This window comes from Actinospineispora acaciae DSM 45401 (assembly GCF_000620785.1).
GTDB lineage: Bacteria > Actinomycetota > Actinomycetes > Mycobacteriales > Pseudonocardiaceae > Pseudonocardia > Pseudonocardia acaciae.
On the sequence record NZ_JIAI01000008.1, the window covers coordinates 272,578 to 286,284 of the forward strand.

At 73.2% G+C, this 13,707-nt stretch carries 13 protein-coding genes; 10 read left to right on the top strand and 3 right to left on the bottom strand.

Annotated features, from left to right (window positions below):
- Positions 1-2 precede the first annotated feature (2 nt).
- The 7 genes from N912_RS0131480 to sepH all read left to right on the top strand — a co-directional run bounded on the left by N912_RS0131480 (position 3) and on the right by sepH (position 8,028).
- Positions 3-1,010: a glycoside hydrolase family 183 protein gene (locus N912_RS0131480; RefSeq protein ID WP_051581069.1), complete on the top strand. Its 1,008-nt coding sequence runs from the start codon at positions 3-5 to the stop codon at positions 1,008-1,010.
- Positions 1,011-1,179: 169 nt separating this feature from the next.
- Positions 1,180-2,331: a citrate synthase 2 gene (locus tag N912_RS0131485; RefSeq protein ID WP_028925525.1), complete on the top strand. Its 1,152-nt coding sequence runs from the start codon at positions 1,180-1,182 to the stop codon at positions 2,329-2,331.
- Positions 2,332-2,432: 101 nt separating this feature from the next.
- Positions 2,433-3,131: a response regulator transcription factor gene (locus N912_RS0131490; protein WP_037067524.1), complete on the top strand. Its 699-nt coding sequence runs from the start codon at positions 2,433-2,435 to the stop codon at positions 3,129-3,131.
- Complete coding sequence (locus N912_RS0131495) at positions 3,128-4,198, top strand: HAMP domain-containing sensor histidine kinase (RefSeq protein ID WP_028925527.1); 1,071 nt, start codon at positions 3,128-3,130, stop codon at positions 4,196-4,198. Before N912_RS0131490 ends, N912_RS0131495 begins: the two co-directional genes overlap by 4 nt.
- Entirely contained in the window at positions 4,195-5,706 is a 1,512-nt protein-coding gene (locus N912_RS55895; RefSeq protein WP_051581070.1) for a DUF4153 domain-containing protein, read from the top strand. Before N912_RS0131495 ends, N912_RS55895 begins: the two co-directional genes overlap by 4 nt.
- A 54-nt stretch (positions 5,707-5,760) precedes the next feature.
- Positions 5,761-6,897, top strand: a complete 1,137-nt coding sequence (serC, locus tag N912_RS0131505) for a phosphoserine transaminase (RefSeq protein WP_028925528.1) — start codon at positions 5,761-5,763, stop codon at positions 6,895-6,897.
- Between the two features lie 183 nt (positions 6,898-7,080).
- Entirely contained in the window at positions 7,081-8,028 is a 948-nt protein-coding gene (sepH, locus tag N912_RS0131510) for a septation protein SepH (protein WP_028925529.1), read from the top strand.
- Here sepH and N912_RS55900 read toward each other — a convergent pair.
- Together N912_RS55900 and N912_RS0131520 are read right to left on the bottom strand one after the other, a co-directional pair.
- Positions 8,025-8,312: a DUF2537 domain-containing protein gene (locus N912_RS55900; protein ID WP_156994169.1), complete on the bottom strand. Its 288-nt coding sequence runs from the start codon at positions 8,310-8,312 to the stop codon at positions 8,025-8,027. The two genes, sepH and N912_RS55900, sit on opposite strands and share 4 nt — an antisense overlap.
- Positions 8,313-8,322: 10 nt before the next feature.
- The gene (locus N912_RS0131520; RefSeq protein ID WP_425415333.1) at positions 8,323-9,132 is read right to left on the bottom strand and encodes a TrmH family RNA methyltransferase; all 810 of its coding nucleotides are present in this window, start codon (positions 9,130-9,132) and stop codon (positions 8,323-8,325) included.
- A 193-nt stretch (positions 9,133-9,325) separates the two neighbouring features.
- On the opposite strand from N912_RS0131520, the gene N912_RS0131525 reads away from it, so the two are divergent.
- From N912_RS0131525 to paaE, 3 genes are all read left to right on the top strand, one after another.
- Positions 9,326-10,837, top strand: a complete 1,512-nt coding sequence (locus N912_RS0131525) for a glutamate-cysteine ligase family protein (RefSeq protein WP_028925531.1) — start codon at positions 9,326-9,328, stop codon at positions 10,835-10,837.
- Positions 10,838-10,996: 159 nt separating this feature from the next.
- Positions 10,997-11,506, top strand: a complete 510-nt coding sequence (paaD, locus tag N912_RS0131530) for a 1,2-phenylacetyl-CoA epoxidase subunit PaaD (RefSeq protein WP_051581110.1) — start codon at positions 10,997-10,999, stop codon at positions 11,504-11,506.
- Entirely contained in the window at positions 11,503-12,576 is a 1,074-nt protein-coding gene (gene paaE / locus N912_RS0131535) for a 1,2-phenylacetyl-CoA epoxidase subunit PaaE (protein ID WP_028925532.1), read from the top strand. The genes paaD and paaE overlap by 4 nt, the downstream gene beginning before the upstream one ends.
- Here the strand turns inward: paaE and N912_RS0131540 are convergent.
- On the bottom strand, positions 12,573-13,697 hold the full coding sequence (locus N912_RS0131540; RefSeq protein ID WP_028925533.1) for an epoxide hydrolase family protein: 1,125 nt from the start codon (positions 13,695-13,697) through the stop codon (positions 12,573-12,575). The two genes, paaE and N912_RS0131540, sit on opposite strands and share 4 nt — an antisense overlap.
- Positions 13,698-13,707: the final 10 nt, after the last annotated feature.

Genomic DNA, 13,707 nt, shown 5'->3' on the forward strand with positions numbered 1-13,707 from the left:
CTATGGGTTTTGCTCCGTTGGTGGTGCCCGGACGGGTCGAGGTGGTCGCGGCGGTGACCGGCGAGGGCTCGCCGAACCGCACCGGCACCCGGTTCGGCTTCCTCGCCACCGACCTCGGCATCCTGTGGGACGACGGCGCGGGCGGCGTGCTGGCCGCGTTCGGCGACACCTACGGCGAGGGCTGGCGCGAGCCGGGGGCCGGCGCCCGCACCGAGGACCACCGCCGCAACGTGCTGGCTCGGTGCACATCCGCGGCCCACGGGCTGGCCCTCGACGAGGTGATCGAGGACGCCCCCGGCCACGCCGCCGAGATCCTGCCCGCCGACCCCCGTCGCTGGTGCATCGAGTCGACGGTGATCCCGACGGCCGGCATCGCGGTGGACGGCGTGCAGTACATGCATTACATGTCCGTGCGCCGCTGGGGCCGGCCGGGACGGTGGCGCACGAACTACGGCGGCATCGCCCGCTCGGAGGACGGCGGCCGGACCTGGACGAAGGACCGCCGCGCCCGCTGGCGGAACTCGCTGTTCGGCGGGCGCCCGTTCCAGATGGGCGGCTTCGCGCGGGACGAGACGCACGTGTACCTGTTCGGCACCCGCAACGGCCGCTACGGCCCGGTGTACCTGGCCAGGGTGGAGCCGGCCGGCGTCGGCGAGCCCGGGCGGTACGAGTACTGGACGGGCTCGGGCTGGTCGGGCCGCATGCGGCGCTCTCGGCCGGTCGCGAACGGACCGGCCGGGGAGCTGTCCGTGGCGTACCACTCCGGGCTCGGGGTGTGGCTGATGGTGCACCTGGACGACCCCGGCGGGCGGCTGCTGCTGCGCGGCGCGCACGACGTCACCGGGCCGTGGAGCGACGGCGAGCCGCTGCTCACCGGCCGGGAGCACCCCGGGCTGTACGGCGGCTACCTGCACCCGCACGCACTGGACGCCGACCACATCTACTTCACCGTGTCCCGCTGGGACCCCTACAACGTCTTCCTGGCCCGCGCCGAGGTGGCGCTGTCATGAACGTTGGGCATACCCGATCGCCCGTGCTCGTGATCCCTGGCACTCGGAATTGCGGGGCCGGCGCGACCGGAGCACCGTATGCACAACCGTGTGACACGCGCCATGGCCCACCCGCCCAGCGCGGCGTAGCGGTTCCCCACACCGCCGTTGGGAGTTGACAGGAGGACCCGTGTCTACAACCGCCAGCGCCGCCCCCGCCACCGGCGAGGTACCGCCACCGCCGCCCGGTTTCCGCTCCGGGCTGGAGGGCCACGTGGCCTTCCGCACCGAGATCGCCGAGCCGGACAAGGACGGCGGCGCGCTGCGCTACCGGGGCGTCGACATCGAGGACCTGGTCGGCCACGTGACCTTCGGCAACGTCTGGGCGCTGCTGGTGGACGGCCGCTTCGGCCCCGGCCTGCCGCCCGCCGAGCCGTTCCCGATCCCGGTGCACACCGGCGACGTCCGGGTGGACGTGCAGGCCGCGCTGGCCATGCTCGCGCCGTACTGGGGCTACCGCCCGCTGCTGGACATCGACGAGCCGGAGGCCCGCGAGCAGCTGGCCCGCGCGTCGGTGATGGCGCTGTCCTACGTCGCCCAGTCCGCGCGCGGCATCGGCCAGCCCGCCGTGCCGCAGTCCCGCATCGACCAGTGCCGGACGATCACCGAGCGGTTCATGACCCGCTGGCGCGGCGAGCCGGACCCGGCCCACGTGAAGGCGGTGGACGCCTACTGGGTGTCCGCGGCCGAGCACGGCATGAACGCCTCCACCTTCACCGCGCGCGTGATCGCCTCCACCGGCGCCGACGTGGCCGCCTCGCTGTCCGGCGCGATCGGCGCCATGTCCGGCCCGCTGCACGGCGGCGCGCCGGCCCGGGTGCTGCCGATGATCGCCGAGGTGGAGAAGACCGGAGACCCGGACGGGCTGGTTCGCGGGATCCTGGACCGCCGCGAGAAGCTGATGGGCTTCGGCCACCGCGTGTACCGCGCCGAGGACCCGCGCGCCCGCGTCCTGCGCCGCACCTGCGCTGAGCTGAAGGCACCGCGCTACGAGGTGGCCTGCGCGCTGGAGCAGGCCGCGCTGGCCCAGCTCCGCGAGCGCCGCCCCGACCACCCGATCGAGACGAACGTGGAGTTCTGGGCCGCCGTGATCCTGGACTTCGCCGAGGTCCCGCCGCACATGATGCCGGCCATGTTCACCAGCGCCCGCACCGCCGGCTGGTCCGCGCACATCCTGGAGCAGAAGCGCGAGGGCAAGCTCGTCCGCCCCTCCGCCCAGTACATCGGCCCCGGCCCCCGCCGCCCTTCGGACGTCGACGGCTGGGAAGCCGTGAGTGGCTAGGGTCGCTATAGCGGCCCTAGCCACTCACGGGTCGTGACCTGCACAGATCCTTCACATCGTGGGCTAAGGGTCTGCACCTGCCGGCCTTAGGGTCAGTGCTCATGAGCGCTGGCCAGCGGCGGGTACTGGTGGTCGAGGACGAGGCGACGATCGCGGACGCCATAGCGGCGCGGCTGCGCGCCGAGGGGTTCGCGGTGGACATCGCGCACGACGGGCCTCGGGCGGTGGCTAGCGCGGAGGCCAACGAGCCCGACCTTGTGGTGCTCGACGTCATGCTGCCCGGGTTCGACGGCATCGAGGTGTGCCGGCGGATCCAGGCCCGGCGGCCGGTGCCGGTGCTGATGGTCACGGCGCGCGACGACGAGACGGATCTGCTGGTCGGCCTGGGGGTTGGCGCGGACGACTACCTGACCAAGCCGTTCTCCATCCGCGAGCTGGCGGCCCGGGTGCACGCGCTGCTGCGGCGGGTGGAGCGGGCCGCCGAGCTGAGCGCCACGCCCGAGACCCACGAGCGGATAGTGCTCGGCGACGTGGAGATCGACCCGGTGGAGCGGCGGGTGCACCGGGCGGGCGCGGAGGTGCACCTCACCCCGACCGAGTTCGAGCTGCTCGTCTATCTGGCGGGAAGGCCGCGAGCCGTGCTGCCCAGGGAGCGGCTGCTCAGCGAGGTGTGGGGGTTCCCCGGCCACGCCGCGACGCGCACGGTGGACAGCCACGTCAAGGCGCTGCGCGGCAAGCTCGGCACCGACCTGATCCGGACCGTGCACGGAGTCGGCTACGCGCTGGAGGTGCCCCGGTGACGGCCTGGCAGCGGACTGTCAACCTCCTGCCCCGCCCGCTCGACCCGGTGCGGTCGATCAAGCTGAAGCTGAGCATCGTGCTGCTCGGCTCGGGCGCCGTGGGCATCGCGTACCTCTGGTACCAGTACCGCTGGATGCCGCCGTACACCACGACGTTCGTCACCGTCGTGCTCGTACTGCTCACCGCGCAGTTGCTGGCGCTGGGCATGACCCGGCCGCTGCGCGAGATGACCTCGGCCGCGCGCGCCATGGCCCAGGGCGACTACACCCGCCAGGTCCGCGCCACCACCCGCGACGAGGTCGGCCAGCTCGCCGAGGCGTTCAACCAGATGGCCGCCGACCTGGCCGCCGCCGACCGCCAGCGCCGCGAGCTGATCGCCAACGTGTCACACGAGCTGCGCACCCCGGTCACCGCACTGCGGGCGATGCTGGAGAACGCCGTCGACGGCGTGACCGAGCCGGACACCGACGTGCTGCCCACCGCGCTGGCCCACGCCGAGCGGCTGGGCCGGCTGGTCGAGGACTTCCTGGACCTGTCCCGGATCGACGCCGGCGCGCTGGCCCTGCGCAAGGAGGTGTTCGAGCTGGAGCCGCTGCTGGCCGAGGCGGTCACCGAGGCCGAGACGGTGGCCGCCGCCGCCGACCGCCGCATCCGGTTCGACCTGCGGCTCACCCCGCCGACCCTGGCGGTGCACGCCGACCGCACCCGGCTGCGCCAGGTGGTGGTCAACCTGCTCGACAACGCCGTCCGCCACGGCCCGGCCGACGGCACCGTGGTCGTCGCCGCCCGGCAGGACCGGGGCCAGCAGGTGCTGGAGGTCCGCGACGAAGGCCCCGGCATCCCCGCCGAGCAGCGACACCGGGTGTTCCAGCGGTTCACCAGGGGCGAGCGGGCCGGCGGTGGCGGCACCGGGCTCGGGCTGGCGATCGCGCGCTGGGTGATCGACCTGCACGGCGGGCGGATCACCATCGCCGACCCCAACGGTGAGCCCGAGCCCGGGGTCACCACCCGAGCCGGATGTGTCGTCCGGGTGATCCTTCCGAACAGCATGGAGCGTGACCGATGACCCAGCCCTCCGCCAGCCCATACGCCCCGCCGCCCGCTGTTGCACCGAGGCCGCCGCTGCCGCCGCCTCCGCCGCCGGTCTGGCCCAGGCCGGAAGCTCCGGCCAGCTCGACGGTCCTGCGCGTCGCGGGCCTGGCCGGGCTGGCGGCGGCGATCTTCGTGCCGACGACCTGGTACGGGCTCGGCTGGCCGCTGGCCGGGCTGGCGCTCGCCGGGTTGGTCGTGGCGCTGGCCCGGACCGCGCCCGCCGGCCCGGAACGGACCAGGCGGGCCGGGGCGCTGTGGATCGCCGGCGCGCTCGGGCTGCTCGCCATGACCGCGTTACGCAGCGCCGAATGGCTGCTGCCGATGTGCGTGTTCGGCGCCGCGCTCGCCGGCTCGATCGCGGTGGCCGGCGGGCGTTCGGTGCGCGGGCTGCTGCTGGGCACGGTCGCCGTGCTCGGCCTGAGCTTCGGCGCGCTGCCCTGGGCCCGGCGCGGGATCACCGCCGCCAGCAGCCGGGACCGCAACCTGCTGCGCACCGCCGGCGCGGCGGTCGTCTCGCTGGCGCTGCTGGCCGTGTTCACCGCCCTGCTGGCCGGCGCGGACGCCGGGTTCGCCGCGCTGCTGCCGGACATCGACGTGCTGACCGTGCTCCGCTGGGCATCGGTGTTCCTGCTCTTCGGCGCCGCCATGATCGCGGCCGGCTACCTGCTCTCCGCCCCGCCCCGGCCGGACAAGCTGGACGCCGAACGCCCCCAGCGGCTGCGCCTGATCGAGTGGGCGCTGCCGGTCGGCGTGCTGGTCGCGCTGTTCGGCGTGTTCGTCGCGGTGCAGCTCGCCGCGCTGTTCGGCGGCGCCGAGTACGTCCAGCGCACCACCGGCCTCAGCTACGCCGAGTACGCGCGCAGCGGCTTCTGGCAGCTGCTCGCCGTCACCGTGCTGACCCTGGCCGTGATCATGACGGCGGCCCGCTACGGGAAGGTGTCCACCGCCGCCGACCGGCGCTGGCAGCGCGCCCTGCTCGGCGCGCTGGCCGTCCTGACGCTCGTGATCGTGGCGTCCGCGCTGACCCGGATGTGGGCCTACCAGCAGGCCTACGGCTTCACCGTGCTGCGGCTGCTGGTGTTCGGCTGCGAGCTGTGGCTGGGCCTGGTGTACCTGCTGCTGCTCGCGTCCGGCGTCCGGGACCGGGCGACCTGGCTGGCCAGGGCGATCGCCGGAAGCGGGCTGGCCGCGCTGCTGGCGCTGGCCGCGCTGAACCCGGACCGGTTCATCGCCGAGCACAACATCCAGCGCTGGCGGGACACCGGCAAGATCGACCTGAAGTACCTGTCCGAGCTGTCCCCCGACGCGGCCCCTGCCCTGGCCGTGCTGCCCGAGCCGATGCGCGGCTGCGCGTTGTGGCCGCTCTCTCTCGATGTCGACGATCCGGTGGGCTGGCGGAGCTGGAACCCCGCGCGTTCGGCGGCGTGGGAGCTGACCGCCGGCATGCCGCGGCCACCCAGCTGCGACATGAGCCGGCGCTGAGAAGCTCCTCACCCGAGCGGTTCCGGCAGGTCCGGGGTTGAGACACTGGCGCACGTGACGACTTCGCCCACCCAGACCGCGCTGGAGATCCCCGCCGACCTCAAGCCCTCCGACGGCCGCTTCGGCTGCGGCCCGTCCAAGGTGCGCCCCGAACAGCTCGCCGCGCTGGCTCGGGACGGGGCCGAGGTGATGGGCACCTCGCACCGGCAGAAGCCGGTCAAGTCCCTCGTCGGGCGGGTGCGGGCGGGGCTGCGCGAGCTGTTCTCGCTGCCCGAGGACTACGCGGTGGTGCTCGGCAACGGCGGCACCACCGCGTTCTGGGACGCCGCCGCGTTCGGTCTGGTGCGCGAGCGCGCGCTGCACCTGACCTACGGCGAGTTCTCGTCCAAGTTCGCGAAGGTGACGGCCGGGGCGCCGTTCCTGGCCGACCCGATCGTGGTGGCCGCCGACCCGGGCAGCGCCCCGGCGCCGGCGTCGGACCCGTCGGTCGACGTGCTGGCCTGGGCGCACAACGAGACGTCCACCGGCGTGGCGGTGCCGGTGGCGCGGCCGGCCGGTTGGGCGGACGGCCAGTTGGTCGCCATCGACGCCACCTCGGGCGCCGGCGGCCTGCCGGTGGACGTGCGGGACGCGGACGTCTACTACTTCGCCCCACAGAAGTGCTTCGCCGCCGACGGCGGGCTGTGGATCGCGCTGATGAGCCCCGCCGCACTGGACCGGGTCGCGGCGATCGCGGGCTCCGACCGGTGGATCCCCGAGTTCCTGTCGCTGGCCACGGCGGTGGACAACTCCGCGAAGGACCAGACGTACAACACCCCCGCGGTGGCCACCCTGTTCCTGCTGGCCGACCAGATCGACTGGATGCTCGGCCTCGGCGGCCTCTCCGCGTGCGTGGCCCGAACGCTGGACTCCTCGACGCGGCTGTACTCCTGGGCGGAGAGGTCCTCGTACGCCACCCCGTTCGTGACCGACCCCGCCCACCGCTCCCAGGTCGTCGGCACCATCGACTTCGACGAGTCGGTGGACGCGGCCGCCGTCGCGCGCACCCTGCGCGCCAACGGCATCGTCGACACCGAGCCGTACCGCAAGCTCGGCCGCAACCAACTCCGCATCGGCATGTTCCCGGCCATCGACCCCGAGGACGTCTCCGCGCTCACCGCCTGCATCGACTGGGTCGTCGAGCGCCTCTGAGCGCGCCCGGCCCCTGGCGCGGGCGGGCGGGCGAGATGGGTGACCTTCATCGACAGCGCTCGGGAGTCGGATGACTACACTCTGCCAGGCGAGCCGGGTTGACCCGAGCGGCGCGCCTACGGGACGGGTGCGACGCTGGCAACTAATGTCACTCGGACGAGCGTAGGGGCGAGCGGAGGGCTGATGCGCGCACTGCGGGTCGTGGGGTACGGAGAGGATGGCTCGGGCAACCCGTGCGTCATCCTCGAAGACCCCGACCGGCATGAGCGGTTCGCCGTTCCGGCCGATGAACGGCTTCGCGCAGCGGCGCGCGGCGACGTCCAACGACTCGGGCAGATGTCGATGGAGTTGGAGAGCCAGTTGCGACCACGTGAGATCCAGGCCCGCATCCGCGCGGGCGCGTCCGTGGAGCAGGTGGCGGCCGCCGCCGGTGTTCCGCTGCAGCGCATCGAGCGGTTCGCCTACCCGGTCCTGTTGGAGCGCTCGCGCATCGCGGAGATGGCCCAGCAGGCGCACCCGGTGCGCGACGACGGGCCGGATGTCCGCACCCTCAACGAGGTCGTGGCCAGCACGTTCACCCTGCGCGGCCAGGAGTTCGAGCAGGCCGAGTGGGACGCATGGCGCGGCGAGGACCACAAGTGGGTGGTCACGCTGGGCTGGCGGGTCGGCCGCTCGGACATCACCGCCCGCTGGCAGTACAACCCCGGCGCGCACGGCGGCACCGTGACCGCCCTGGACGAGCACGCCACCGACCTGATCGACGGCCAGCTCGCCCGCCCGCCGCGCCGGGTCGGCCCCGTGATCGACTTCAGCAAGCCGGACTCCGCGCACCCCGAGGCCGACGAGACCGCCGAGCCCGGCACCGAGTCCGACGAGGTGACCGCGTCCGCCCCCAACACCAGGGTGACCGCCGAGCGCGCGACCGGCACCGACCAGTCCGCCGGCCGCCGTGCCACCAAGACCACCACCGGCTCCGGCGCCCGCTCCGCCCGCTCGTCCAAGCCCGCCCAGCCCGCCAAGGACGACGCCGAGCCCACCCAGTCGGGCGGCGCCAAGCGCGGCGGCGGCCGCAAGGGCAAGCCGGTCATGCCGTCCTGGGAAGACGTCCTGCTCGGCGTCAAGCGGAACTAGAGGACTGCGGTCACGATCAGGATGAACCAGGCGGCGACCAGCCCCGCGGCGACCCCGTAAGCGATCCACCGCCAGAACGGCATCCGCCGCAGCAGCAGGATCGACGGCGCCAGCCCGGCACCGATGAGCACGTTCGCCGGGATCCACACCCACCCGAACGAGATCTGCAGCGCCCGGCTCAGGATCATGTCGATCGTCGCGATCAGCACCGCGATGATCGCCGACGCGGTCAGGCCCGTCGCCCACGGCGTGGGTTCGTCCAGCTCCCCGTCGACCACGCGCATCCCGTTCACCCTAGTGGGCGCGCTCGGGTGCCCCGGTTGCGTAGAAGGTCACAGCGGCGGCGGTGGCCACGTTCAGGGAGTCCACCCCATCCGCCATCGGAATACGGACCCACTCGTCGGCGGCGGCCAGCGCGGGCTCGCTCAACCCCGGCCCCTCCGCCCCCAGCACCACCGCGACCCGCGAGCCGGCCAACCCGGCGGCGGCCAGCGAGGTCGCGGACGCGCGCGGGGTCAGTGCCACGATCCGCCGGCCGCCCGCGCGCAACGACTCCAGCGACGCCGGCCACGGCCCGGGCAGCTCGCCGAACGGAACTCGTAGTACATGCCCCATGGACACCCGCACGCTGCGCCGGTACAACGGGTCGGCGCAGCGCGGCCCGAGCAGCACCCCGTCCACGCCGAGCGCGGCGGCATTACGGAACAGCGAGCCCAGGTTCTCATGATCGTTCACGCCCTCCAGCACGGCCAGCACCCGTGCGGACGACGCCAGCTCCTCGACGTCCACCGGCGCGGCACGGTCGGCCACCGCGAGCACGCCCCGGTTGAGGTGGAAGCCGACCACGCGCGCCATCACGTCCACGCCACAGACGTAGGCGGGCACGTCGTGGCCGGCCAGGTCGTCGGCCAGGTCGGCGAGCCGGGCGGACACCCCGAGCAGCGCGCGCACCGGGTACGGCGAGTCCAGCAGCCGGCGCACCACGACGACCCCCTCGGCGATCACCAGGCCGCGCCCGCCGGGGCGGTCAGGGCGGCGGTCCGCGGTGGTCAGGTCGCGAAAGTCGTCGAGCCGGGGGTCGGACGGGTCGTCCACGGTGATCATGCGTGCCACCGCACCATCTTGGGGCTGGTGGTGTGGTTGTCCACACAGTGGTGGCTGACACGGCCGAGAACGGCACAAATGCGCCGGTCACAGCGTTCCGTCATCCGGACAGCCGTAGCGTTGACCCGCTCACTGTGTCACGGTGGTAGGCCCGCCCGGATTCCGCCAGGTACCCCGACCGAGGGAGGGCCGTGTGGGCCGTGAATTGGCCCGAAGTTCGTTCACCCGCCGCGAGCGCCAGCAGTATCGGGGCAAGGTGCATCGGTGCTTGAACGCGCTCGCCTCCATGCTCCGAGAGGGAGCGTTCGCCGCCGACACCGAGGCGACCACCGGCCTCGAGGTTGAGCTCAACCTGGTGGACCAGCAGCTCGACCCGGCCATGCGCAACCTGGCCGTGCTGGACGGGGTGGACTCGCCCGAGCTGCAGTCCGAGCTGGGCCGCTGGACCGTCGAGCTGAACCTCCCGCCGCGCCCGCTGATGGGCGAGCAGGGCCGCTACCTCGAACACCACCTGCTCGACATGCTGGCCGAGATCGAGAAGCAGGCCGAGGCGGTCGGCGCCAGGGTGCTCACCATCGGGATACTGCCCACCGTCACCGAGGTCCACCTGGTGGCCGACCGGATCTCCCCGATGGCCCGCTACACCGCACTCAACGAGCAGATGCTCGCCGCGCGGGGCGAGCCGTTCCGGCTGGACATCGACGCCCCGGCGCGCGACGACGGCGAGGACGCCACCGAGCGGCTGCACATGGACTTCGACTCGATCACCCCGGAGGCCGCCTGCACGTCGCTGCAGCTACACCTGCAGGTGCCGCCGGACGCGTTCGCGGCGCACTGGAACGCCGCGCAGTGCCTGGCCGGCGTGCAGGTGGCGGTTGGCGCGAACTCGCCGCTGCTGCTCGGGCGCAAGCTCTGGGCGGAGACCAGGGTGCCGCTGTTCCTGCAGGCCACCGACGTGCGCTCGGAAGAGCTGCGCAACCAGGGGGTGCGGCCCAGGGTCTGGTTCGGGGAGCGGTGGATCAACTCCATCTTCGAGCTGTTCGAGGAGAACGTCCGGTACTTCCCCGGGCTGCTCCCGGTGGCCGAGGAGCAGGACCCGCAGGCCGAGCTGGCCGCCGGGCGGGTGCCGGCGCTGGAGGAGCTGCGGCTGCACAACGGCACCATCTGGCGGTGGAACCGGCCGATCTACGACATCGCCGACGGCATGCCGCACCTGCGGGTGGAGAACCGGGTGCTGCCGGCCGGGCCCACGGTGGTCGACATGATCGCCAACGCGATGTTCTTCTACGGCCTGCTGCGGATGCTCACCGACCAGGACCGGCCGGTGTGGTCGCAGCTCCCGTTCGCCGCCGCCGAGCAGAACTTCTCGCTCGCCGCCCGCGACGGGCTGGAGGCCACCCTGTACTGGCCCGACCACGGCTGGGTCAGCCCGGACGTGCTGGTGCTGCGCCACCTGCTGCCGCTGGCCGCCGAGGGCCTGGCCCGCTGGGGCGTCGACGACGCCATCTCCGGCCGCTACCTGGACGTGATCGAACAGCGCTGCCTGACCGGCCGCACCGGCTCCAACTGGCAACTGCGCGCCGTCGACGCCCTGGAACACCGAGGCGCCGACCGCCTCACCGCCATCCGGGGCATGCTCGAGCGCTACCTCGACGGCATGACCAGCAACGTCCCCGTCCACACCTGGCCCCTCCCGCCCGCCTGAATCGATCTCTCATTCGAATCAGCGCTGGTCAGGACCCGTGAGTGGTTAGCGTTGTCATAGCAACGCTAACCACTCACGGGTGGTGACCTGGGGTTGCGCGGGGGGCTGGGGTGCGCCATGCTCGGAAACGAACGAACATTCGGTCGGAGGAGGCGAGCCGTGCGCTATGACGGCCCTGGCCACTCACGGGTTGTGCGGGCGGTCGCGGGGGTGCGGGATCCGGAGCTGCCGGCCTTGACGTTGGCGGATCTCGGGGTGGTCAGGGAGGTGCGGGTGGACGGGGACACGGTGTCGGTGACGATCACACCGACGTACACGGGGTGTCCCGCGCTCGCGGAGATGCGGGCGGATTTGCGGCGGGCACTGGCCGAGGCGGGGTACGAGCGGGTGGAGGTGCGCACGGTGTTGTCGCCGCCGTGGAGCACGGACTGGATCACCGAGGACGGCCGGCGCAAGCTCGCCGAGGCCGGCATTGCGCCGCCTTCGGTGCGCGGTCGTGCTGGGCCGGTGGCGCTCAGTTTGGATCCGCCGGCCGCCGCGCGGGTGGCCTGTCCTCGGTGTGGTGAGCCGGCCACCGAGGAGCTGTCGAGGTTCGGCCCGACGCCGTGCACCGAGCTGCGCCGCTGCCCGGCCTGTTTGGAGCCGTTCGAGCACGTGAAGGAGATCTGACGGTGACGGCCACCGCCGGTTTCTACCGGCTGCGGGTGGCGGGGGTGGAGCGGCTGTGCGCGGACGCGGCGGCGGTGACCTTCGAGGTGCCGGAGCCGCTGCGCGAGCGGTTCGCGTTCCGGCCGGGGCAGTACCTGACGCTGCGGCTGTTCCGCGACGGCGTGGAGGAGCGCCGTTCGTACTCGATCTGCGCGCCGGCCGGCGCCGCGCCCCGGGTGGGGGTGCGGCGGATCGAGTCCGGGCTGTTCTCCGAGTGGCTGGTGGACGGCGTGCGCGCCGGCGACGAGGTGGAGGTCGGGCCGCCGGCCGGGTCGTTCACCCCGACGCCGAAGGCCGGCGAGCACCACGGGCTGGTCGCGGCCGGCTCGGGGATCACGCCGGTGCTGTCCATCGCGGCGTCCGTGCTGGCCGCGCACCCGGACACCACCGTCACGCTGCTCTACGGCAACCGGCGCACCGACACGGTGATGTTCACCGAGGAGCTGGCCGACCTGAAGAACCTGTACGGCCCGAGGCTGCACCTGGTGCACGTGCTGTCCCGCGAGCCGATGGAGGCGGAGATCTTCGCCGGCCGCCTCGACGGGGACAAGCTGCGCGAGCTGCTGACCCGGCTGGTCGACGTCGACGGCGTGGACCAGTGGTGGCTGTGCGGCCCGCTGGGCATGACGGAGTCCGCGCTCGCCGTGCTCGGCGAGCTGGGCGTGAGCCGGGAACGGGTGCACCGCGAGCTGTTCTACGTCGACGAACCGCCGCCCGAGCTGCACCACCCGGACTCCGAGCCGGCCACCGGCGAGACCGCCGAGGTCACCGTGATCCTCAACGGCCGCTCCACCACGCTGACCCTGCCCCGCGCGACGCCCGTCCTCGACGCCGCCCAACGGACCCGGGGCGACCTGCCGTTCGCCTGCAAGGGCGGCGTCTGCGGCACCTGCCGGGCCCGGGTCACCGCGGGCGAGGTCCGGATGCGCCGCAACTTCGCCCTGGAGGACGACGAGCTGGCCGCCGGCTACGTCCTGACCTGCCAGTCCCTCCCGGTCACCGACCACCTCACCGTGGACTACGACGCCTAGGACGCCGCCCGCACCGACCGGAAGAACTCCCGCACGTCCGCGACCAGCGAGTCCGGTGCCTCCATCGCCGCGAAGTGACCACCGTGATCGAACTCGGTCCAGTGCGTGACGTGGAACCGCGACCGCGCCAGCTCCCGCACCGGCAGCACGATGTCGTGCGGGAACACCGCCACCCCGAGCGGCACCGAGTCGCCGGCCGGCCGGTGCCGCCCCTGCGACTCGGCGTAGATCCGGGCGGACGAGCCGGCCGTGCCGGTCAGCCAGTACAGCATCACGTTGGTGAGCACCCGGTCGTCGTCGATCGTGCTGGCCGGGTCGACCCACTCGGTGAACTTGTCGGCGATCCAGGCCAGCTGCCCGACCGGCGAGTCGGCCAGCCCGTAGGCGAGCGTCTGCGGCCGGGTGCCCTGGATGCGCATGTAGCCGGGCACGTTGGCCAGGTAGTGACGGGTCCGCTCCAGCCGCTCGCGGTCCTCCGGGTCGGCCAGCGCGACCGGTTGGGACGACGGCGGGGTGGGCAGGAAGTTGACGTGCACGCCGACGACCCGCTCGGGCGCGGCCGCTCCCGCGGCGAGCGAGATCGCCGTCCCCCAGTCGCCGCCCTGCGCCCCGTACCGCTCGTACCCCAACCGGCTCATCAGCTCGACCCACGCCCACCCCACCCGCTCGAAGTGCCAGCCGGCCTCGGTGGTCGGGCCGGAGAACCCGAAGCCGGGGATGGACGGGACGACCAGGTGGAACGCGTCGGCCGGGTCGCCGCCGTGCCGGGCCGGGTCGGTGAGCGGGCCGATCACGTCCAGGAACTCCACGATCGAGCCCGGCCAGCCGTGCGTGAGCACCAGCGGCAGCGCGCCGGGCTCGGGCGACCGGACGTGCAGGAAGTGCACCTTCGCGCCGTCGATCACGGTGGTGAACTGCGGAAACGCGTTGAGCGCCGCCTCGTGGACGCGCCAGTCGTAGCCGTCGCGCCAGCGGGTGGCCAGCTCGCGGACCCGCTGGATCGGGATGCCGTACCCCCAGCCGGCGTCAGGCAGCTCATCGGGCCAACGGGTTCGGTCCAGCCGGGCGGCCAGGTCGTCGAGGTCGGCCTGGGGGATCTCAATCCGGAACGGCTCGATCATGGCTGTCCTC

Bases quoted from the DNA above. Each gene is read 5' to 3' on its own strand.
- N912_RS0131480 (WP_051581069.1), top strand. From the start codon at position 3: ATGGGTTTTGCTCCGTTGGTGGTGCCCGGACGGGTCGAGGTGGTCGCG.
- N912_RS0131490 (WP_037067524.1), top strand. From the start codon at position 2,433: ATGAGCGCTGGCCAGCGGCGGGTACTGGTGGTCGAGGACGAGGCGACG.
- N912_RS55895 (WP_051581070.1), top strand. From the start codon at position 4,195: ATGACCCAGCCCTCCGCCAGCCCATACGCCCCGCCGCCCGCTGTTGCA.
- sepH (WP_028925529.1), top strand. From the start codon at position 7,081: ATGCGCGCACTGCGGGTCGTGGGGTACGGAGAGGATGGCTCGGGCAAC.
- N912_RS55900 (WP_156994169.1), bottom strand. From the start codon at position 8,312: ATGCGCGTGGTCGACGGGGAGCTGGACGAACCCACGCCGTGGGCGACG.
- N912_RS0131520 (WP_425415333.1), bottom strand. From the start codon at position 9,132: ATGATCACCGTGGACGACCCGTCCGACCCCCGGCTCGACGACTTTCGC.
- N912_RS0131540 (WP_028925533.1), bottom strand. From the start codon at position 13,697: ATGATCGAGCCGTTCCGGATTGAGATCCCCCAGGCCGACCTCGACGAC.